19 protein-coding genes are annotated in these 20,879 nt (G+C 56.3%); 9 read left to right on the top strand and 10 right to left on the bottom strand.

All coding sequences use genetic code 11. The annotated features are described in order from the left end of the window. Window positions 1–2: 2 nt before the first annotated feature. From exbD to CUC55_RS09835, 3 genes are all read left to right on the top strand, one after another. Window positions 3–506 carry a TonB system transport protein ExbD gene (exbD, locus tag CUC55_RS09845; protein WP_103087711.1) on the top strand — a complete coding sequence of 168 codons (504 nt, stop codon included), beginning with the start codon at window positions 3–5 and terminating at the stop codon, window positions 504–506. After that, window positions 503–1,432 (top strand): energy transducer TonB family protein, encoded by a 930-nt coding sequence (locus CUC55_RS09840; RefSeq protein WP_103087710.1) that lies wholly within the window; start codon window positions 503–505, stop codon window positions 1,430–1,432. Before exbD ends, CUC55_RS09840 begins: the two co-directional genes overlap by 4 nt. A 106-nt stretch (window positions 1,433–1,538) precedes the next feature. After that, on the top strand, window positions 1,539–2,528 hold the full coding sequence (locus CUC55_RS09835) for an Ldh family oxidoreductase (RefSeq protein ID WP_103087709.1): 990 nt from the start codon (window positions 1,539–1,541) through the stop codon (window positions 2,526–2,528). Here the strand turns inward: CUC55_RS09835 and phnN are convergent, their stop codons facing one another. From phnN to mepA, 9 genes are all read right to left on the bottom strand, one after another. Then, the gene (gene phnN, locus CUC55_RS09830) at window positions 2,529–3,131 is read right to left on the bottom strand and encodes a phosphonate metabolism protein/1,5-bisphosphokinase (PRPP-forming) PhnN (protein ID WP_245417732.1); all 603 of its coding nucleotides are present in this window, start codon (window positions 3,129–3,131) and stop codon (window positions 2,529–2,531) included. Then, window positions 3,128–4,264: an alpha-D-ribose 1-methylphosphonate 5-triphosphate diphosphatase gene (locus CUC55_RS09825; RefSeq protein WP_103087708.1), complete on the bottom strand. Its 1,137-nt coding sequence runs from the start codon at window positions 4,262–4,264 to the stop codon at window positions 3,128–3,130. The genes phnN and CUC55_RS09825 overlap by 4 nt, the downstream gene beginning before the upstream one ends. A 35-nt stretch (window positions 4,265–4,299) precedes the next feature. Next, on the bottom strand, window positions 4,300–4,971 hold the full coding sequence (locus CUC55_RS09820; RefSeq protein ID WP_103087794.1) for a DUF1045 domain-containing protein: 672 nt from the start codon (window positions 4,969–4,971) through the stop codon (window positions 4,300–4,302). A gap of 431 nt (window positions 4,972–5,402) precedes the next feature. Continuing rightward, on the bottom strand, window positions 5,403–6,038 hold the full coding sequence (locus CUC55_RS09815; protein WP_067649477.1) for a 2,3-bisphosphoglycerate-dependent phosphoglycerate mutase: 636 nt from the start codon (window positions 6,036–6,038) through the stop codon (window positions 5,403–5,405). A gap of 22 nt (window positions 6,039–6,060) precedes the next feature. Then, a complete protein-coding gene (gene dapB / locus CUC55_RS09810; protein ID WP_103087707.1) occupies window positions 6,061–6,888 on the bottom strand; it encodes a 4-hydroxy-tetrahydrodipicolinate reductase in 828 nt (275 codons plus the stop codon). 23 nt (window positions 6,889–6,911) lie between these two features. Further along, entirely contained in the window at window positions 6,912–8,693 is a 1,782-nt protein-coding gene (locus CUC55_RS09805; RefSeq protein ID WP_103087706.1) for an ABC transporter ATP-binding protein, read from the bottom strand. A gap of 95 nt (window positions 8,694–8,788) precedes the next feature. Then, entirely contained in the window at window positions 8,789–9,805 is a 1,017-nt protein-coding gene (locus CUC55_RS09800; protein ID WP_103087705.1) for a glucokinase, read from the bottom strand. Window positions 9,806–9,829: 24 nt separating this feature from the next. Further along, entirely contained in the window at window positions 9,830–10,213 is a 384-nt protein-coding gene (locus tag CUC55_RS09795) for a methylglyoxal synthase (RefSeq protein ID WP_103087704.1), read from the bottom strand. Between the two features lie 96 nt (window positions 10,214–10,309). After that, window positions 10,310–11,359 (bottom strand): penicillin-insensitive murein endopeptidase, encoded by a 1,050-nt coding sequence (gene mepA, locus CUC55_RS09790; RefSeq protein ID WP_067649845.1) that lies wholly within the window; start codon window positions 11,357–11,359, stop codon window positions 10,310–10,312. Window positions 11,360–11,542: 183 nt separating this feature from the next. On the opposite strand from mepA, the gene CUC55_RS09785 reads away from it, so the two are divergent. The 6 genes from CUC55_RS09785 to CUC55_RS09760 all read left to right on the top strand — a co-directional run bounded on the left by CUC55_RS09785 (window position 11,543) and on the right by CUC55_RS09760 (window position 20,249). Continuing rightward, the gene (locus tag CUC55_RS09785) at window positions 11,543–13,387 is read left to right on the top strand and encodes an extracellular solute-binding protein (RefSeq protein WP_103087793.1); all 1,845 of its coding nucleotides are present in this window, start codon (window positions 11,543–11,545) and stop codon (window positions 13,385–13,387) included. A gap of 145 nt (window positions 13,388–13,532) precedes the next feature. Continuing rightward, the gene (locus tag CUC55_RS09780) at window positions 13,533–14,621 is read left to right on the top strand and encodes a microcin C ABC transporter permease YejB (protein ID WP_103087703.1); all 1,089 of its coding nucleotides are present in this window, start codon (window positions 13,533–13,535) and stop codon (window positions 14,619–14,621) included. Continuing rightward, on the top strand, window positions 14,621–15,763 hold the full coding sequence (locus tag CUC55_RS09775; protein WP_103087702.1) for an ABC transporter permease: 1,143 nt from the start codon (window positions 14,621–14,623) through the stop codon (window positions 15,761–15,763). The genes CUC55_RS09780 and CUC55_RS09775 overlap by 1 nt, the downstream gene beginning before the upstream one ends. Beyond that, complete coding sequence (locus CUC55_RS09770) at window positions 15,760–17,409, top strand: ABC transporter ATP-binding protein (RefSeq protein ID WP_103087701.1); 1,650 nt, start codon at window positions 15,760–15,762, stop codon at window positions 17,407–17,409. Before CUC55_RS09775 ends, CUC55_RS09770 begins: the two co-directional genes overlap by 4 nt. 175 nt (window positions 17,410–17,584) lie before the next feature. Beyond that, a complete protein-coding gene (locus CUC55_RS09765; RefSeq protein WP_170063855.1) occupies window positions 17,585–18,946 on the top strand; it encodes a glutamine synthetase family protein in 1,362 nt (453 codons plus the stop codon). A gap of 1 nt (window position 18,947) precedes the next feature. Then, a complete protein-coding gene (locus tag CUC55_RS09760; RefSeq protein WP_067649448.1) occupies window positions 18,948–20,249 on the top strand; it encodes an NAD(P)/FAD-dependent oxidoreductase in 1,302 nt (433 codons plus the stop codon). Here CUC55_RS09760 and CUC55_RS09755 read toward each other — a convergent pair. Next, window positions 20,246–20,728 carry a gluconokinase gene (locus tag CUC55_RS09755; protein ID WP_067649445.1) on the bottom strand — a complete coding sequence of 161 codons (483 nt, stop codon included), beginning with the start codon at window positions 20,726–20,728 and terminating at the stop codon, window positions 20,246–20,248. The two genes, CUC55_RS09760 and CUC55_RS09755, sit on opposite strands and share 4 nt — an antisense overlap. Window positions 20,729–20,879 lie beyond the last annotated feature (151 nt).

Genomic DNA, 20,879 nt, shown 5'->3' with positions numbered 1-20,879 from the left:
TCATGGCAGGTGGTATTCGTGAAGGTGCCGGAGACGAACTCTCCGAAAACCATGAGATCAATGTGACGCCTTTCATCGACGTCATGCTGGTTCTCCTCATCATTTNCATGGTGGCGGCTCCGCTGGCGACGGTGGATGTGAATGTCGATCTGCCCGCGTCCTCTGCAAAACCGGCGGAGCGTCCCGACGAGCCGCTTTACCTGACCGTCAAAGATGATTTGTCGCTCAATCTCGGCAATGATGCCGTGGCGCGTGAAGCGCTGGCGGCGCGTCTGGACGCCCGCACCGGCGGCAACAAGGAAACCCGTATCTTTCTTCGTGCCGATAAGGCGGTCGACTACGGCCACTTCATGGAAATCATGAACATGCTGCGCGACAGCGGATATCTCAAGATCGCACTTGTGGGCCTCGAAGGTGCGGCTGCTGCGAGCCAGACCGGAGCTGTTCCAGCAACTCAGTCATCAGGCGCGCCCGCGACCCCAGCTCCCATCGGAGTAGCCCCATGAGTGGAACCTCTTTTCCCCGTGCCGGACGCTCTCGGCTGGGAGAATTGGCGCTATGGACGACAGCGGCTGTGTTGACGGTGTGCGTCCATGCGGGCGCTGCTTACTATTTGATGCAGGAACAGCCAGAGCCAGTCGAAGATGGTGGACCGCCTGCAGCGATCATGATCGAACTTGCTGCCCTTCCTGAAGCGGTCAACACCGAAGAGACGGTGGAAGCCAACGATGTCGAGGATATTCAGGAAGTAAAANGCGTCGTTCCTGACAAGGTGGAAGAAGTGGCGCCACCTGTAGAGCCACCGCAGCCACAGCCGGAACCCGTTACCGAGGAAACTCCGCCAGAGCCGGAACCTGCGCTAGAACCGCCACAGGAAATAACCGAGCCACTTCCTGAACCGTTGCCCGAGCGTGTGGAAGAGACGGACCCCGTTCAGGAGCAGCAGATGGCTGCGTTGGAAAATGTCGAAGTTCCGCTGCCGGTCATGCGTCCACCACCCACTCCCGTGGAAAAAANGGTAGAAAAGAAGGACGAGCCTGAAAAGAAAAAAGTCGAACGTAAACAGACCGTCGCACCGGCCGCATCTCCCGCGAAGGATACGGCCAAGGTTGAAACGACACAGTCGGACCGCACGGCTGCAGCGAAAAACAGCTCGGGTCTGTTCTCATCTTCGGTATCGCCCGCCAAATGGAATTCGAGGGTCCGCTCTGCCGTATCTCGCCGCGTCTCCCGGGCTGGCTCCAAGGGTATGTCGGTGACGGTCGCTTTCAACGTGACCGATGGTGGTTCCATCGGTAGGGTGCGTGTCATCAATTCGACGGGTGATACGGCTGTGGACAGGAAAGTCGTAAGCTCCATCGAAAACGCATCCGTGGCGCAACCGCCACCGGGAGCGCAGACGTCCTTCCAGGTGAGAATAGAAATTCAGTGAGAATGGTCTGATTTATTGCCTGTTGTGCCACCTCTGAAGCCATTGTACTTTCTGCTTGTGCGGAAATGAGATAGGCCTGTTTTCTCAACGGGAAGCAGTCGCAGTCATGAAATTCAGCATTGAACAGGCGGAAGAGTTTGTTTCTTCCATTTTCGAAAAAANTGGTGTCGCACAAGAGAATGCACGTTCGGTTGCGCGCGCGATTGTAGCTGCCGAAGCGGCAGGCCAAGGCGGCCATGGCGTCCGACGTATTCCCGTTTATGTCAGCCAGTTGCGTGTTGGAAAAGTGGATGGAAAAGTTCGCCCCGTTGCGACGCGCCTTCGCCCTTCCGTTCTCTCCATCGATGCAGGTCATGGTTATGCTTACCCGGCTATTGACATTATGGTCGCGCAGCTGCCCGCTATTGCGCGGGAACAGGGTATTGCTCTCGGCGTGATCGGGCGGTCGCACCATGCGGGCGTGATGGCGCTGACTGTGGAGCGTTTTGCAGAGCAGGGCCTTGTCGCATTTATGGTCGCCAACGCGCCAGCGTCCATGGCGCCATGGGGTGGCATAAAGCCGCTATATGGAACCAATCCGATCGCTTTTGCCGCACCGATTGATGGCGCGGATCCGTTGGTCATCGATCTAGCACTTTCCAAGGTCGCGCGTGGCAAGATCATGGCGNCGCGCCAAANGGGTGAACTCATTCCAGAAGGCTGGGCGCTGGACGCCAACGGATGCCCCACAACAGATCCCAACGAGGCAATCAACGGTACGATGGTGCCTGCGGGTGACGCAAAGGGTGCGGCACTCGCGCTGATGGTGGAGGTCATGGCCGCAGGACTGACCGGTGGCAATTTCGGTTTCCAGGCATCTTCACTGCTGGATGACGCCGGAACCGCGCCGTCTCTTGGTCACACCATCATCGTCATCGACCCCACAATCGCCGGAGATCATGTTCTGGCAAAGCGTCTTTCGCTTATGGCATCCGTAATCGAGGGGCAGGAACACGCACGTCTTCCTGGGCGCCGAAGCCAGGGCCTACGTCGGCAATCACTTGAAANCGGTATCAACATCGAAGACGATATCTTGGCGCAGATCAAAGCGTTGTAGTTAGAGACAGCGGCCGAGTTGTTTTTCCAGCAGTTTGGCAAAAGCCGCTCCAGCCACGGCGAGTTCTCCACTGTTGTCGATGGTTGTGACGTCGAAATCACCACACACGTCCAATGAACTGCGTTGGAGCCGGCGAAGAATATCGTCCCGGCTTTCGCGCCCGCGACTTTCCAGCCTTGCTGCCAGCACGTCAGGGNTCGCGATAACATTGATGACTTTCAACACGGGGAATGCTGACCGGAAATGAGCAAGAGCAGAGCGTGAGCCGTTGGCGATGACGATATCACCGAGTTTGAGCCTGTCCTGAACGGAGGCTGGAATTCCGTAACTCAGCCCATGCGCCTGCCATGAGACGCTAAAATCCCCTTGCTCATGGCGACGGTGGAACTCTTCCTGCGTCACCGCATCATGATCCTCACCACCCGCATCGCGGTTTCTGGTAATGACCCGGCGTGCGAAATGAATATTATGCTGCTGGCCGAGCCTGGCTGCGGCAAATTCCATAAGCGTGTCCTTGCCAGCGCCGCTCGGTCCGACAACCACGACCATGACACCTTGGCGTTGGGACAAGGAAGAGGAATTGAAAGAGTGCGATTCACTCATGCAACGCGCCTGCCTGTTTGCCAGACCGAACGCACGATCGGAACGCCCACGTCTCTATGAACACGAACCAAGTCAGCACGCATTCCCAGAGCGATGCGACCGCGATCGTCAAGACCGACAGTGCGTGCCGGTGTGGCGGTTACCATGGCAAGCGCCTTGGGCAGCGTCATGCCTTCGACTTGGTCTGCAAGCAGGAATGGCGCGTAAAGCAGGCTGAAGGGCACGTAGTCTGACGATAGGACGTCCAGAACACCAAGTTCGGCAAGGTCGCGTGCAGCTATATTGCCAGAGTGCGACTTGCCACGAACGATGTTGGNCGCGCCCATCAAAACGCTCATACCCGCATTATGGGATGCTTGGGCCGCTTCCACGCTGGTTGGAAACTCCGCCAGCGTTACACCGTGGCCGATAGCCTCTTCGACGTGAGCGAGCGTTGCGTCGTCATGGCTGGCGACGGTAATGCCGCGCTCTGCGCAACGGGCCGAAAGATAATCGCGATGCTGCGCGGAATATTGCGCAGAGGCCGCGACTCGGCGATCAACGAAAGCCTTGAAGACCTCATCGCTCAGGCCGCGCTTCTTTTGGTAAAAAACGATGTACTGATCCATCGTTTGAAATTGCCGCTGACCGGGAGAATGATCCATCAGCGAAATCAACCTGACATTCGGATCGTTTTCGAAATCTTCGAAATGCTCCAATGCATCTGAAGCGGCAACCTCGCAACGCAGATGCAGCAAGTGGTCGGCACGCAGTCGGTTCTCGCGCTGTGCTAGCTCGATCGCATCCGCCATGCCACGCATTTCGCCTTTGGCAAAGCCGCCGTCCTCGTCTGAGCCGAGGCGAAGGCAGTCAAACACCGTGGTGATGCCCGATGATGCGATCTGCGCATCGTGGGCCTGAATAGCGGCTATCTTGTCCCAGGTCACACCTGGGCGCGGCGAGTAATGCTGTTCCAGGTGGTCTGTGTGTAATTCAACAAGACCCGGTATCAGGTAATCGCCTTCGCAATCCTCACCAGTAAGGGACATGCTCTCGCTGATATCTGCAATCAGGCCATCTCGAACGAGAACGGAGCCTTTGAGGATATCGTTTTCAAGCACGATACGCGCATTGGAAAAANCATGTTCGGTCATGCCTGTACTGCTTTCATATCTTGTCGTCCCGTCTCTCAGGTTGCCGGTGCCAGGGGCAACCATGTATGAACGGTGAAGTCTTCGCCACGTGTCTTTNCCATAAACAGCCCAAGACCGGAAACGGCCAGAGGCTTCTCCGTAAATGCTGCAAATTCACGAGAGAGGATGCCGGTCATGTTCGCTCTGTCATCCTCATCCACCGGGCCCGTCAGTGTCATGTGAAATTGAAAGTCGTCCATGACGTAAGGATACCCCCAAAGGGCGAGGTTCTGCCGCTGGGGTTCTGTCAGGCTTTGCGGCTTGCGCCGGGCAATGTCGCCNTCCGACAAGGGGGCCCGAAACGGCTCGAAATAATCAACGATATCGGCGGCGAAATCTTGAAGCGGCTGATGAACGTCTTGGGGTATCAGGGCAAAGAAAGGACCAAGCGCTCCCACGACAAGCTTCGGGATATCAAAGGCATGACGGGTCGCTGCGAATGTCTGACACGCCGTCAGAAGGTCGTTTTCGCTGTGTTTTTCAGAGAGTTCGAACGGGGCTTTCAACGTGGCGTGAAATCCGTAACGGCGCGGTTCTGCAGTAACATCCCCAAAAGACTCATGGTCTTGATAATGCGCGCCGGAAAACGCGTTGCGCCCTAACCACCTCGATGCTTTTTCTGTCAGAGCATCATGTTCGGGTGGTGTGAAGTAAATGGCATAGCGCACGTCATCTTGCTTTCGAAANTTGGCCAACTTTTACAGCACTTGAGCTGAATCGCTTCTGGCGTTCAAGGCCGCAGTCGCGACTTATGCTCTTCCCATGACGGAATGATGATAGGCAGCGAAAAACTGTCCTGAAATACGATTTTTCACGCCTCTACCAGTCAGGCAGATCTGCATCTGACCGGTGAAGATGAAACTTCTTCAAGCATCGCGCGTTACTCTGGTAAGTTTCAAANGATGCCAGGAGTAAAAGCTTATGGAAATCGGAATTTTAATTGCGCTGTTCTTCACCGTTTTTGCGGCTTCGAGCGTATTCTGCGCCTATTGGTTTGGTGAGCATCAAAATTTCTGACAGATGCTTCGGTATTTCCAGAGATAGATTGTTAGAAAAAAGCGCCGCAGGAGCCTTCGGCGCTTTTTNGTTTTCTTTCGTGTCAATGCGCTGCCGACATGTCGCCGAGGACTTCCTTGGAGATGACGGTGGAGTCCGCGTTCAACTTGTAGACCATAGGCACGCCAGTCGCGAGATTAAGCTTCAGGATTTCTTCCTTGCTTAGCTTGTCCAACACCATCACCAGCGAACGCAGTGAATTGCCATGTGCGGCGACGAGAACTTTTTCTCCACGCAAGACACGAGGCAGAATTTCGGTCAGATAATATGGCCATACGCGAGCACCAGTGTCGCGCAGGCTCTCACCACCCGGCGGCGGAATGTCGTAAGACCGACGCCAGATATGCACCTGGTCTTCGCCCCATTTTTCGCGGGCATCATCCTTGTTGAGGCCGGAAAGATCACCATAATCACGCTCGTTCAGGGCTTCATCGCGAATGGTTTCCAGATCGGATTGGCCGACATTATCCAGAACGATCTGGCAGGTCCGCTGCGCGCGGATCAACGACGACGTATAGGCAACGTCGAACGTTATGCCGTAATCGGCGAGTGCTTTGCCGCCCGCATTCGCTTCCTCGACACCAAGGTCTGTCAGATCAGGGTCGCGCCAGCCCGTGAAGAGGTTCTTGAGGTTCCAGTCACTTTGACCGTGACGAACGAGGACGAGGGTTCCGCTCATTTCGATAGCTCTCCAGAGTTGGTTATTGGTCGTTTGCCAGACCCAGAACGTCCAGCATGGAATAGAGCCCAGGCTTCTGGTGATAGGCCCAGACGGCAGCGGCAATCGCGCCGCGTCCGAAANTCGTGCGGTCGGCGGCATGGTGAGACAGGGTAACCTGCTCGCCCTCTCCAGCGATGATCACCGAATGGTCGCCGATCACGGAGCCGCCGCGCAGGGTTGCAAATCCAATCGTGCCATTTNCGCGCGCTCCGGTATGACCATCTCGAACGCGAACGGATTTGTCTGCCAGATTGACGCAACGGCCCTTGGCTGCTGCTTCGCCGAGAAGCAGGGCAGTTCCGGAAGGTGCGTCTACCTTGTGTTTGTGGTGCATTTCAAGAATTTCAATGTCCCAGTTGCTGGCCTCTAGTGCCCTCGCTGCCTGCTGGGTCAAANCACTAAGAAGATTGACACCGAGGCTCATATTGCCGGATTTGACGATCCGGGCATGGCGGGCGGCAGCCTCGAATTTTTCCTCATCGTCGGCCGTGCAGCCAGTGGTGCCGATGACATGGGCGATCCGCGCTTGTGCCGCCAAACCTGCGAAGACGACACTTCCCGCTGGCGATGTGAAATCGATGACGCCTTCGGCATGGACAAAGGCTGCCAGTGCATCGCTGGTTACTGCGACGCCAATGTTACCCAAACCGGAGATTTCACCGGCATCATGACCAATAAAGGAAGAGCCTTCACGCTCCACCGCCGCATGAAGCTGAACGCCCGGCGTTTGATGGATCAGGCGGATCAGTGTCTGTCCCATACGTCCGGCAGCGCCTACCACCACCAGTTTCATGCCATCGCCGCTCATGCTGTCTACCTATGATTTGTTACTTAAAGACCGCGAACGCCTGTCGCCTGGAGGTTGTTGAGACGAGCGTAAAGGCCATCTTCCTGGCGCGCAAGCGTGTCATGCACACCTTCCTCAACGACTAGACCTTCATTCATCACCACGATCTTGTCCGCCTTGACCACGGTTGACAGCCGGTGCGCGATAACGATGACGGTACGCCCAGTCATCGCTGTGTCGAGTGCCTTCTGCACCACGGCCTCCGATTCCGTATCAAGCGCGGATGTCGCCTCATCAAGCAGCAGGATCGGTGCATTGCGGACGAGTGCACGTGCAATCGACAAACGCTGACGCTGACCGCCGGAGAGGGTCATACCGTTTTCTCCAACCGGGGTCTCGTAGCCCTGTGGCTGTGCGAGAATGAAATCATGCGCAAACGCAAGCTTTGCCGCGTCCTCGATTTCAGCATCCGTGGCTTCAGGACGACCGTAGCGAATATTGTCCCGGATCGTGCCTTCGAAGAGATAAGGTTGCTGTGAAACGTAGGCTAGGTTCTGGCGGACGGACATTGTCGTCACATCGGCGATATTCTGCCCATCGATCAGGATGGCCCCACCGTTTGGATCATAGAAACGGGGAATGAGGTTGATGATCGTCGACTTTCCAGCACCGGACGGGCCGACGAGGGCGGTTGTCTTGCCACCTTCTGCGGTAAAGCTGACGCCCTTCAGGATTGTTCCATCCTTGTAGGAGAAGACCACATCACGCAACTCCACCGTTGCGTTCGAAATAGTCAGTGGCTGTGCATCGGGTTTCTGACGCTGTACCGGCTCCATGTCGAGAATGTCATAGATCATCTGCGCATTGACGACCGCACGCTCCAGCGAAATCTGTACGCGCGCAAGGCGCCGCGCTGGATCGTAAGCCAGAAGAAGAGCCGTCACGAATGCAAAGAAGGCACCTGGGGGCACATTGTTATAGATTGCGCGGTAGGCCGCATACGCCAACACGCCGGAAACTGCCAGGCCCGCAATGGTTTCGGTCAAAGGGGCGCTTTTCTCCGTCAGCCTGGCAATGCGGTTTGCGCGCCACTCTGCGGAATCGATGACCTTGTCAACGCGGTCTTCGAGCTGCCTTTCCATAGTGAAGGCTTTGACGATGGCGATACCTTGCAACGTTTCCTGCATTGCACCCAGCACACGGCTGTTAAGGATGACGGCTTCGCGTGTCGCAGTCCGCAGCCTTTTTGCAATGTAACGTAGCCCCAATACCAACGGTGGCACGATGAATACGATAACGATAGAAAGAACAGGGTCTTTCAAGATCATCACGGCAACCAGCGCGATGAAGGTAAGGAGATCGCGAGCGACCGTCGTCACCGTCAGGTTCATGACATCGCGGATACCGCCGATATTCTGGCTAACCTGCGCTGCCAGATGAGCCGAGCGAGACTCGCTGAGGTAGCCGACCGACAATGTCATGAGGTGCGAAAACAGTCGCTTCTGGTACCGCGCGACGATGTTATTACCGATCTTGGACAGGGCGACCGATTGCCCATAGGTTGCCAGACCACGGATGAAAAAGGCCGCAAAGATAGAGGCACAAATGATCCATACGAGATCTGCCCGTCTGTTGACGAAGGCCTCGTTGATGATGGAGTCCATGATCCAGGCAGTGAAGGCCGTCGTGCCAGCAACGGTTAGCAGGCAGAATATTGCGAAAGCGTAGCCCGAAATATGATCGCGGGCGTTTTCTGCAAAANTGCGCTTCAGGACTGATGTAATTGTATCGGTATCCACAGGATGCCGTTTTTNGGCGGTCTTCAAGTGTTCATCCACCTTGTGAGGTTCGGAGCAAGCACGCTGCCCATTCAACCGGCGTCTATATCCACTTGGCCCGGTTTTGGCCAGTCCTGACTTACCTACACCTGCCAGCGCCTGCCATCCAGCGTCAGGCCAAAATCGCCGGGCGTCCGGGCATAGGTGGAAAGACCAGCCAGTGCTGCCTGCGGATGGGTAACGACATGCGTCGGAATGCTGCGCATCAAGGCCTTGTGCGGCGCCTTGTCTTCAAAAGCTTCGCGAAACTCCGGCAGCTTCAACGCTGGAATGATTTTTTGAGAAATCCCACCGGCAAGATAGACCCCGCCTCTTGCCATGAAGATCAATGCCATGTCGCCCGCGATCCGTCCCAGATACGTGCTGAACAGCGACAAGGTTTCTTTGGCCTGCAGATTGTCTCCACTCAAACCCGTGGCTGTCACTTCGGCGGGATCGGAAAACGCAGGCGTAACTCCATCTGCGGTGCAGATAGCGCGGTAGAGGTTCACCAAACCACGTCCACAGAGAATCTGCTCGCCAGCAATGCGTCCTTCGATTGTCTCAAGATGCGGAAAAATTTGATAATCCCGCGCACTGCGCGGACCAATATCGACATGACCACCTTCGCCTGGAACTGGAAACCACATGTTCCGGGCGTAGACCAGCCCTGCAACACCCAAGCCCGTGCCCGGACCCAACACGACACGCGACGCCATCATGTCAGGTCGCAGGGGCCCGATGGCTAGGCGATTATCGTTGCCAAGAGATGCAATGGCCAACGCCTGTGCCTCGAAATCATTGATGACGATGACATCTTTGAGGCTGAGATTGACCAGCATCTCTTTCGGCTTCACCACCCAGTGGCAGTTCGTCAATGGAATCTCATCGCTCTCGATCGGGCCTGCGACAGCGAGAATTGTAGAGACGGGTTGCACGCCGGTCTTGTCCAGGATCGTGTGCTGTATTGCGTCATCAATGGTTTNGAAATCCGCCGTCTTGACGCTTGTCAGATGAACAGGCTCAGCTTCTGCATCCATCAGAATGCAGAAGCGCGCATTGGTGCCGCCAATGTCTCCGATGAGAATCGGAAAGGAAAGTGTGTCGTTCTGCTTGGTCATCGCTGCTCCTGGATGGCCGGGATGTCAATGTGTCGACTGAAAATCTGCCAACTGTTCGGCCGTGGCGCGGTTCAAAGCCATGGGAATGTCATAGACGGTCGCAAGGCGCGTCAAGGCCTTCACGTCAACGTCGTGGGGTAGGGAAGAGAGCGGGTCGATGAAAAAANTCAGCATATCCACGTCGCCTGTCGCAATCATCGCGCCGATCTGCTGATCACCACCCAGCGGGCCGCTTTTCAGACGGACCACGTTTAAGCCGGGACAGGCCTCCTGCACACGCCCACCGGTGGTGCCGGTGGCAACGATCCTGAATTGCGACAGGGCGGCCTGATGCTTGCGGGCGAAATTCGCCATATCGTCTTTTTTCTGGTCATGCGCGATCAAAGCGATACAGCGTTGCCCGGTCATATGGTCTCTGCGCCCCAGCCTTGTTCAGATCGCGTTATCTTAATCGATTTGAAGCCTTCTACCGCAACTACGCATCGTTTGGAAAGCCGGATACGGTCAATTCGATGATGGGCGTGAGGATGGCCGTGGCACATCCGCAGGCGGCATGGGTCCACCTAAGCCAGAAGCTTGTGGGACGATCTCCTGCGCCTGAGGCGAGGGAGCATAGGCGTTTTGAGCAGCAACGCTTCGTTTGCCCGCAGACGGTGCGGCCGCAATTGCCGCGCACGCCTTTGGCAGATCGGACACCATCATCGGGCGCGGTGGCTTTGGCGGCTTTGCATTGGGGTCTTTCTTTGGCGCAGCCCAGAGTTCCTTGGTGAACCACCATGCCAGCGACTTGTCGCAGCCATCGCCCGCGCCCACTGGTGCCTGCGGCTTGCAATTGGGTGCGCCCGGCGGGCATTCGAGACGCACATGGAAATGCTCGTCATGCCCATAGATCGGCCTGATCTTGCCCATGAAGGTGCGGTCGCCGGTCCATGTCTGACACAGCTTCTGCTTGATGGCCGGGTTGACGAAGATGCGCTCCACCTGAGGATAACTCGCCGCCATCATCACCAGCTTGGCGTTGAGCGGCGACCATTTACGATCATCGACTGTCAGGAACTTGCTCTTGTCGAGCATCGAGATAAATGGCGTGCTTTCACGCTGCTCGGCGCTCATGATCTGGTTGGGCATCTGTCGCCACCAGATATCGACATCAAGGCCGATCTGGTGCGAGGCGTGGCCCGTCAGCATAGGTCCGCCACGTGGCTGCGAGATGTCGCCGATCAAAAGACCCGGCCAGCCGATCTTTTGTGCGTCCTGCGCAAATCGTTCGATGAAAGAGACCAATTGCGGTTGCCCCCAGCGACGGTTGCGGGACAGCCGCATGGCCTGAAAACCTGGTCCTTCGGTTGGAAGTGCAACAGCCCCTGACTGGCATCCCTTCGCATAGGAACCGTAAGAGGCAGATGGTCCGGCAGATGGCAGGGCAATGTTGCCGAAGACCTGCTTGGCGGGTGCGTCTTGCGCAAAGGCCGAGACTCCATCGACGGCCAGCATGGACATCATCGAAAGTGCCAGGAGTGATGCTTTGCCCACGCCTCTTGCCAGTTTTTCCATATCGTCCGCCGCCTGCGATGCTTGAAATGATTCTGTTGAGAATATTACGCTGGAACGCGAATTTGGTGAAAGCATGTTTGCAAGATTTCTCCGCCGTAAACTGCTTGTGAGCCAAATCCCCTATATTTNGCCAATGTTTGTCTTATGGTGCACAGCAACGAAAACGAAAAGGACTGTCGCTTCATGGCATTGGCAAAGTTGAAATCCGGTCTGTTTGCTCTGGCTGCCGTATCGTGTGTGATCGTTCCGATCACGGTGCGGGCTCAAGACGCTGAAAACTGGCGCATCGGGATTTCGACCGTCGGTGAGTTGAAGCATCCCAATGGTTTCGAGCGCTTCGATTATGTGAACCCGAATGCGCCGAAAGGCGGGACGCTGCGCCTATCAACCGCCGGCACCTTCGATACGGTCAATCCGCTTCTGGCAAAGGGTGAACTTGCGACGGGTCTCGGCGCTGTATTCGATACGCTGATGAAATCCTCGGAAGAAGAGCTCTCCTCATCTTACGGGCTTCTTGCCGAAGCGGTCAGCTATCCCGACGATATCTCCAAAGCCACTTTCCGGCTGCGAAAAGAAGCGAAGTGGGCGGACGGTCAGCCGGTGACACCTGAAGATGTCGTTTTCAGTTTCGAGAAAGCAAAGGATTTAAGCCCGCAGCTGGCAACCTATTACGCCCATGTCACCAAGGCAGAAAAGACCGGTGAGCGCGAGGTCACCTTCACCTTCGATGAAAAAANCAACAAGGAATTGCCACAGATTGTCGGCCAGGTGATGGTTGTGCCGAAGCATTGGTGGGAAGACAACGGCGCGGACGGCAAGCCGCGCGATATTTCCCGGGGCACCTTGGAGCCAGTGATGGGGTCTGGTCCGTACAAGATCGCGTCCATCTCGCCCGGTTCGACCATTACCTATGAGCGTCGGGATGATTATTGGGCCAAGGACCTCAACCTCAATGTGGGTATGAACAACTTCAAGACCATCACCTACACGGTGTTTGCGGATCAGGACGTGGAGTTTCAGGCATTCAAATCTGCAAATGTCGATTACCGCCAAGAGCAATCATCCAGTCGTTGGATGACGGGGTATGACATTCCTGCCGTGAAAAATGGGCAGATAAAACGGGAACAATTGCCGAATGTATTTCGCTCGGTAGGCGTCATGCAAGCTTTGGTGCCAAATGGTCGGCGCGAAAAATTTCAAAATCCGAGATTGCGGCAAGCACTGAACTACGCCTATGATTTTGAGGACTTGAACAAAACTCTGGCCTATGGGCAGCTGAAACGCGTCGATAGCTTCTTTTGGGGAAGCGAACTTGCGTCATCCGGTCTTCCCTCCGGCAAAGAGCTGGAGATGCTCAACGAAGTCAAAGACAAGATTCCGCCTGAAGTCTTCACGACGGAGTTTCGCAACCCGGTTGGCGGCGATCCGGCGAAGCTGCGGGACAATCTTCGTGAGGCGGTGAAGCTGATGAAGGAAGCAGGGTACGAGCTTCGTGGTAACCGTATGGTGGACGCCAAAACCGGAAAGCAACTGGATATTGAGTTCCTGATCGATTCTCCCGGTCTTGAGCGGACGATTCTTCCCTACATTCAGAACCTCAAAAAANTTGGCATCAATGCGACCATTCGCAGTGTCGATGCCTCTCAGTACACCAACCGTGTCCGCAGCTTCGATTTCGACGTCATCATGAAGGTTTGGGCGACAGCACCAAACCCAGGCAACGAGCAGGCTGACTTCTGGGNATCAGCTGCGGCCGACAGGCAGGGCTCGAACAATGTCGCTGGCATCAAGAATTCAGCAGTCGACGCGCTTGTCCGCAAGGTCATTTTTGCCCCAAATCGTGAAGATCAGATCGCTGCTGCCCGCGCGCTGGATCGCGTGTTGCTGGCGAACGCTTACGTTATCCCACAGTTCTATCGAGGCGAAACTTCAATTGCTTACTGGAACACAATCGTTCGACCACAGACGCTGCCCCGATACGGCATCGGCTTCCCCGACGCATGGTGGTCTGCAAACGCCGGAAAATAATGTGGGCCTTGCTTTATAAGGCAAGCCTTGATTCACATGAGCCATTACGAATCACGCCGCCTGCGGTCTTCTCCGCAGGCCCGAAAGGAAACGGTTTGACGAAGCCGATGACAGCCAAACCTCTTGCCATGCATGGAAGCGCCTGATGGGAGCTTATATTCTGCGGCGTCTGGCCCTTATGATACCGACCATCATCGGCATCATGGGCATTTCTTTNCTCGTCATCCAGTTCGCACCGGGTGGACCGGTGGAGCAGGTTGTCGCCCAGTTGTCCGGCTCCGGCGACAGTGCGTCTGACCGTCTTTCTGGCGGTGGCGACCTCATGGGTGGAGGGATGGATGAAAGCGGTTCGAAATATCGCGGCGCGCAGGGGCTGGATCCGGAACTCATCGCCAAACTCGAAAAGCAGTTCGGTTTCGACAAGCCACCTCTGACGCGCTTCCTCGACATGATGTGGAATTACATCCGCTTCGATTTCGGCGACAGCTTCTTCCGCAATGCCTCCGTCATCGATCTCATCATCGACAAGCTGCCGGTGTCGATCTCGCTCGGCTTCTGGATATTGATCATCTCCTACGCCATCTCCATCCCGCTCGGCATCAAGAAGGCTGTTTCGGATGGCTCCAAATTCGATGTCTGGACATCGGGCATCGTCATCGTCGGTTATGCGGTGCCAAGCTTCCTGTTCGGCATTCTGCTGATCGTGGTGTTTGCCGGTGGTTCGTTCTTCGACTGGTTCCCGTTGCGCGGGCTGACATCGGATAATTTTGCCGAACTGACATGGTGGCAGAAGATCATCGACTATTTCTGGCATTTAGCACTGCCACTGACTGCGCTCATTCTCTCGGCCTTTGCAACTACGACGCTGCTGACCAAGAACTCCTTCATCGATGAGATCAAGAAGCAATACGTGGTCACGGCCCGCGCCAAGGGCCTGTCCGAACGTAAGGTTCTCTACGGCCACGTCTTCCGCAACGCCATGTTAATCGTCATTGCTGGTTTCCCCGGTGCCTTTATCTCCGCCTTCTTCACCGGTTCGCTGTTGATCGAGAACATCTTCTCGCTGGATGGCCTTGGACGACTCGGTTACCTCTCGGTCGTCAACCGCGATTATCCGATTGTGTTCGGAACGTTGTTCATTTTCTCGCTGATGGGCCTCGTCGTCAGCCTCATCTCCGACATGATCTATACCTGGATCGATCCGCGCATCGACTTTGAGCGGAGGGATGTGTGATGAGTGTTACAACTCCTGTTGTCACCGATGCACCGCCTCAAAAGCGTCCGTTCTTCTCTCCGACAAGCGTGCGGCGCTGGCAGAATTTTAAGGCGAACCGCCGCGGATATTGGTCGTTCTGGCTGTTTCTTGTCATATTCGGGTTGAGCCTCTTTGCCGAATTTCTGGCAAATGACAAACCAATCATTGCCTCCTACAAGGGCGAGATCCTGATGCCTGTCATGGTCGATTACCCGGAAGAGAAATTCGGCGGCTTTCTGGCGCAGACGGACTATAAATCCTCTTTCATTCAGGATGAGATTAACGCCAATGGCTGGATGATCTGGCCGCCGATCCGATACTCTTATCAGACAGTCAACTCGAACATCCCTCATTCGGCACCCACAGCACCCTTCTGGCTGATGGATGCGCAAGAACGCTGCTCCGGTTATCCGCAAGGGACGGACGATCCGGGCTGCACGCTCGGTAATCTCAACTGGCTCGGCACGGATAATCAGGCGCGCGACGTGGCTGCTCGCGTCATCTACGGCTTCCGCATTTCCGTGTTGTTCGGGTTGGCGCTCACCATCGCCTCTGCCGTCGTCGGTGTCAGCGCCGGTGCCGTGCAGGGGTATTTCGGTGGCTGGACAGACCTTTTGATGCAGCGTTTCATCGAGATATGGTCGTCCATGCCGGTGCTCTACATCCTGCTGATCATCGCCGCCATTCTGCCACCCGGTTTCTTCGTATTGCTGGGCATCATGCTGCTATTTNCCTGGGTCGGTTTCGTCGGCATCGTTCGCGCCGAGTTTCTGCGCGCCAGAAACTTCGAATATGTCAACGCCGCACGCGCGCTTGGCGTCGGCAATGGCACCATCATGTACCGCCACCTTCTGCCAAACGCCATGGTCGCGACACTGACCTTCCTGCCGTTCATTCTCTCAGGCTCGATTACCACGCTGACATCGCTCGACTTCCTCGGCTTTGGCATGCCGCCCGGTTCTCCTTCGCTGGGTGAGCTGATCGCGCAGGGCAAAAACAACCTTCAGGCACCATGGCTGGGGCTCACGGCCTTCTTCACCATGTCGATCATGCTGTCTTTGCTGATCTTCGTTGGCGAAGCCGTGCGTGATGCCTTTGATCCGCGAAAGACCTTCCGATGAGTGCCATGACGGACCAGACGACAACGCCGCTTCTTTCCGTCCGTGACCTTTCCATTGCCTTCCATCAGGGCGGCAAGGAAACCGTGGCCGTCGATCACGTATCGTTCGATATCATGCCGGGTGAAGTGGTGGCGTTGGTGGGTGAGTCCGGTTCCGGTAAATCGGTGACTGCAAACTCGATCCTGAAATTGCTGCCTTACCCTGCCGCAAGCCATCCGTCTGGCCAGATCCTGTTTGAAGGCAAGGATTTGCTGAACGCTTCAATGCGTGAGCTGCGCGCCGTTCGTGGCAACGATATCACCATGATTTNCCAAGAGCCGATGACCTCGCTCAATCCGCTGCACAGCATTGAGCGGCAGATTGGCGAGATATTGGAGCTTCATCAGGCCCTATCGGGGGCCGAGGCGCGCAAACTCATCCTGGAATTGCTGTTGCAGGTCGGTATCCGTGAGCCGGAAAAGCGCTTGAAGGCCTATCCGCACGAGCTGTCAGGCGGGCAGCGCCAGCGCGTGATGATTGCCATGGCACTCGCCAACCGGCCAAAGCTGCTGATTGCCGATGAACCAACGACAGCACTCGACGTCACGGTGCAGGCGCAGATCCTTGAGCTTCTGGGCAATCTGAAAANCCAGCATGGCATGTCCATGCTGTTCATCACCCATGATCTGGGCATCGTGCGGAAATTCGCAGACCGTGTCTGCGTGATGACCAAGGGCCAAATCGTCGAGACAGGCACGGTCGCGCAGGTCTTTAACGATCCGCAGCACGCCTATACGCGCCATCTTCTGGCGGCCGAGCCAAAGGGCGAACCACCGCATTCCGATAGCAGCAAGCCTGTTGTCATGCAGGGCCATGACATCAAGGTCTGGTTCCCGATCAAGGCCGGGTTGATGCGCAAGGTGGTTGATCACGTCAAGGCGGTGGATGGCATCGATATTACCCTGCGGGCAGGGCAGACGGTGGGCGTGGTTGGTGAATCCGGTTCCGGCAAGACCACGCTTGGTCTGGCGCTATCGCGGCTGATTTCATCCAAGGGTCGCATCTCCTTTCTCGGCCAGTCCATCGAAGGTTATTCCTACGGCATGATGAAGCCGCTCAGAAACCGGCTTCAGGTGGTGTTTCAGGATCCCTATGGTTCGCTCAGTCCGCGCATGTCTGTGGGTGAGATCATCGCTGAAGGCTTGCGGGTGCATGAAAATTCGCTATCTGCGGATGAGCGGGACCGGCGCGTGGCGCAGGCGCTGGATGAGGTGGGCCTCGATACCGCCACTCGTTGGCGCTTCCCGCACGAATTTTCCGGTGGCCAAAGGCAGCGCATCGCCATTGCCCGCGCCATGGTGCTGAAGCCCCGCTTCGTGATGCTGGACGAGCCGACATCGGCACTGGATATGAGCGTGCAGGCCCAAGTGGTGGACCTGCTGCGCGATCTGCAAGCCAGACATGATCTGGCTTATCTTTNCATCAGCCACGATCTGAAGGTCGTAAAAGCATTGGCAAACGACATGATTGTAATGCGTCAGGGCAAAGTGGTGGAAAGCGGCCCGGCCAAAACTATCTTTGAGGCGCCAAAGGAGGACTATACGCGCGCTCTGATGGCGGCGGCTTTTAATATTGAGGCGGTCAAGACGGCAGCCATCAGCGATTAGGCATTTTCAAGAACACGCTGGCCTTCTGGGGCAAGCCCACGTAGGGTGGGACAAGAACGTGGGAAACAATGAGGCCTAATGTCATCATGACGGTGCGATATCTAATTTATCAGCTTGTGGATGCTTTCCGTTAGCGACTCTGCCGCGAACAGAAGACGAAACAACCTGCTGGTGAATGATGGTCGATATTGAATACGCGAAGACGTTCTTTGAACAAAACCCTGACATTGAAATTCTCGAAGCCTTTGTCATCGATGTAAACGGAGTGCCACGCGGCAAGTGGATACCGCGTGAACGCGCCATCGATGTTTTGGAAAANGGCATGGCCATGCCACGCTCCGTGTACGCGCTGGATATTTGGGGCCGCGATGTCAACGCCGCAGGCCTCGCGGAAGGCACAGGCGATCCCGATGGTTTGTGCTTCGCCGTCCCGGAAACACTATCACGCGTCACATGGCTGGGGCGTCCCACGGCGCAGGTTCTGCTGGCCATGAAAGATCCCGACGGCAACGGTTTTTATGGCGATCCGCGCAACGTGCTAGCGCAGGTACTGTCGGGCTTTACCCGACGCGGACTGACGCCGGTTGTTGCCACGGAGCTGGAATTTTATCTGATCGACCCCGTTCGCTCCGCACTCGACCCCGTGCGCCCGCCGCGTAGCCGCGAGGGTCGCTGGCATACAGGCCAGACGCAAGTCCTGTCTATCTCGGAATTGCAGGATTTCGAGGGTGTTTTTCACGACATCTCAACTGCCTGCAGCGCACAGAATGTGGGGGCGGACACGACCCTTCGCGAGAATGGTCCTGGCCAGTATGAAATTAACCTCAACCATGTGCCCAATGCGCTTCAGGCTGCAGATTACGCCGTATTTCTGAAACGTATCGTCAAGGGTGTTGCCCGCAAGCATGATCTTGATGCCACCTTCATGGCCAAGCCTTACGGCATGCAGGCTGGCAATGGCATGCACGTCCATTTTNCCATGCTGGACAGGGATGGCAACAACATCTACGCGGGAGAAAATGGCCCTTCTGAAGCGCTGATGCATTCAGTCGGCGGCCTGTTAGAGAATATGGGAGAAAGCATGGCGGTGTTTGCACCGCATGCCAACTCCTACCGCCGCCTGCGCCCCAGCGAACATGCGCCGACTTATGCCTCCTGGGGTATCGATAACCGCTCCGCAGCCGTGCGCGTTATCGTGGCGAGCAAACCCGCCACCCGCATTGAACACCGCGTGGCTGGTGCCGATACCAACCCCTATCTGGTGCTTGCCATGATCCTCAGTGCGGCACTTGCCGGCATGAAAGAGAAGCGCCAGCCAGGCGGGGCGATCTCCGGTGACAGCCATGCTGTCAACCATGAGCCACTGCCAACGAACTGGGATTACGCGCTTCAGCGCTTCACCCGGTCGAGCTTTGCCTATGCAACCTTCGGGCAGAAATACCGCACGCTTTATTCGGCCTGCAAGCAGCAGGAATTGTCCGAATTTTCGCTACGCGTGACCGACGTCGAGTACGACGCATATATCAGGACGGTGTGACATGGCAGACGTAACAAACGCCCCAAATCCTGGCCACACCACGTCATGGTACGCGGCGTCCGCCAACACCAAAACCGTGCGAACGGCGCTTCAGGGCGATCAGGATGCGGATGTCTGCATCATCGGTGCAGGTTTCACCGGTCTGTCGGCCGCGCTGGAACTGGCGCAAAAAGGTTTCTCTGTCATCGTGCTGGAAGGCGAGAGGGTCGGCTTCGGCGCATCGGGGCGCAACGGCGGACAGATCGTCAATGGTTACAGCCGCGATCTTCACACGATAGCCCGTCGTTACGGAGCGCAAAAGGCTTCGCAATTGGGTGCAATGTCACTTGAAGGCGGCCAGATCATCCGCGAGCGTGTGGCGAAATACGAGATCGATTGCGACCTTGTCGATGGCGGGTTCTTTGCGGCCTTCACACCCAAGCAGATCACCGAAATGGCGGCCAACAAGGCCAATTGGGAAAAGCACGGCCATACCGGTCTCGAAATGGTCTCCAAAGCCGAGGTCGGCAAATACGTGAAGTCGGACCGTTACGCGGGCGGCATGATCGACCGTTTCGGCGGCCATATTCATCCGCTGAATTATGTTCTGGGCGAAGCTGAAGCTATCGATCGATTGGGTGGGCGCATCTTCGAAAACTCACGCGTCATCGCGGTCGAACAAGGGGCAAACCCGGTCGTTCGGACAGCGCAGGGCAAAGTTGCCGCCAAATATGTACTCGTCTGCGGAAACGCCTATCTCGGCGGTTTATTGCCGGAAATCGGTGAGCGGATGATGCCGGTATCCAGCCAGGTGATGGCGACGGAGCCGCTGGACGCGGCGCTGATCGAAGAACTGCTGCCTGCCAATTACTGCGTCGAGGATGCCAATTACATCCTCGATTATTATCGCCGCACCTCCGACAATCGCCTGCTCTATGGCGGCGGTATCGGTTATGGCGGCAGCGATCCAGCCGACCTAACCAGCGTCATCCGTCCCAATATGCTCAAAACTTTTCCGCAATTGCAAAACGCCAAAATCGACTTTGCTTGGAGTGGCAATTTCGCGCTGACGCTGACCCGTGTTCCGCACATCGGACGCCTGGCACCCAACATCTATTTCTCCCACGGCGACAGCGGCCATGGTGTGACGACGACACAGTTGTTGGGCAAAATACTGGGCGAAGCGGTGGCTGGCCATGCGGAACGCTTCGACGTCTGGTCATCGCTGCCGAACTACCCGTTTCCGGGCGGAAAGACGTTCCGCGTGCCGCTGACCATGCTCGGTGCCTGGTGGTACGGTCTTCGTGACAAGCTGGGCGTTTAAAGAGCAGATAGACCCTTCAAGGCATTCTCGGTTATCTCGTCTGGCGTGGCGTCGATGCTGACGGTGACGACGCTGGGTTCGCTGGTTGGCACTTCCAGCGTTGCGAGCTGGGTCTTCAGCAGCGAGAGCGGCATGAAGTGGCCTGTGCGGGCACCCATGCGCTCGGTCAAAAGCGCTTCGCTTCCTTCCAGGTAAACGAAAGCTAGCGGTCCACCGCAGGCATCACGCAGACGTTCACGATAACTTTTCTTCAGTGCAGAGCAAGAGATGACGATGCCGCCAGCCTCAAAACCTTTGTGCAGTTGGGCACCGACCAGATCCAGCCACGGCCAGCGATCATCGTCCGTCAATGGCATTCCGGCAGCCATTTTTTCGACATTGGAAGCGGGGTGAAGCTTGTCACCCTCCATAAAGGGAATGCTCAGCTTGTCAGCCAGTTCTTCACCCACAGTGGACTTGCCGCAGCCGCTGACACCCATAACGATGATTGCCTGTTTCACGATGACCTCTGCAATTTCAAAACCCGTCTCAACCGCTTACCGTATTGCGGAGCGCCGCGGAAACTTTTTCTACACATCGGGGCTGGCAACATGTCAGTAGCCTGCGCGCTTGGCGGCTTTTGCTTCCAGC

This window comes from Agrobacterium bohemicum (assembly GCF_002896715.1).
Taxonomy (GTDB): domain Bacteria; phylum Pseudomonadota; class Alphaproteobacteria; order Rhizobiales; family Rhizobiaceae; genus Agrobacterium; species Agrobacterium bohemicum.
The sequence above is the reverse complement of the archived record's forward strand: the minus strand, read 5'-3'. Positions and strand labels throughout refer to the sequence as shown.

What these genes read in the sequence shown, in the direction of transcription:
- CUC55_RS09815 (WP_067649477.1), bottom strand. Translation starts at nt 6,038, where the DNA reads ATGAGCGGAACCCTCGTCCTCGTTCGTCACGGTCAAAGTGACTGGAAC.
- mepA (WP_067649845.1), bottom strand. Translation starts at nt 11,359, where the DNA reads ATGGAAAAACTGGCAAGAGGCGTGGGCAAAGCATCACTCCTGGCACTT.
- CUC55_RS09760 (WP_067649448.1), top strand. Translation starts at nt 18,948, where the DNA reads ATGGCAGACGTAACAAACGCCCCAAATCCTGGCCACACCACGTCATGG.
- CUC55_RS09755 (WP_067649445.1), bottom strand. Translation starts at nt 20,728, where the DNA reads ATGGGTGTCAGCGGCTGCGGCAAGTCCACTGTGGGTGAAGAACTGGCT.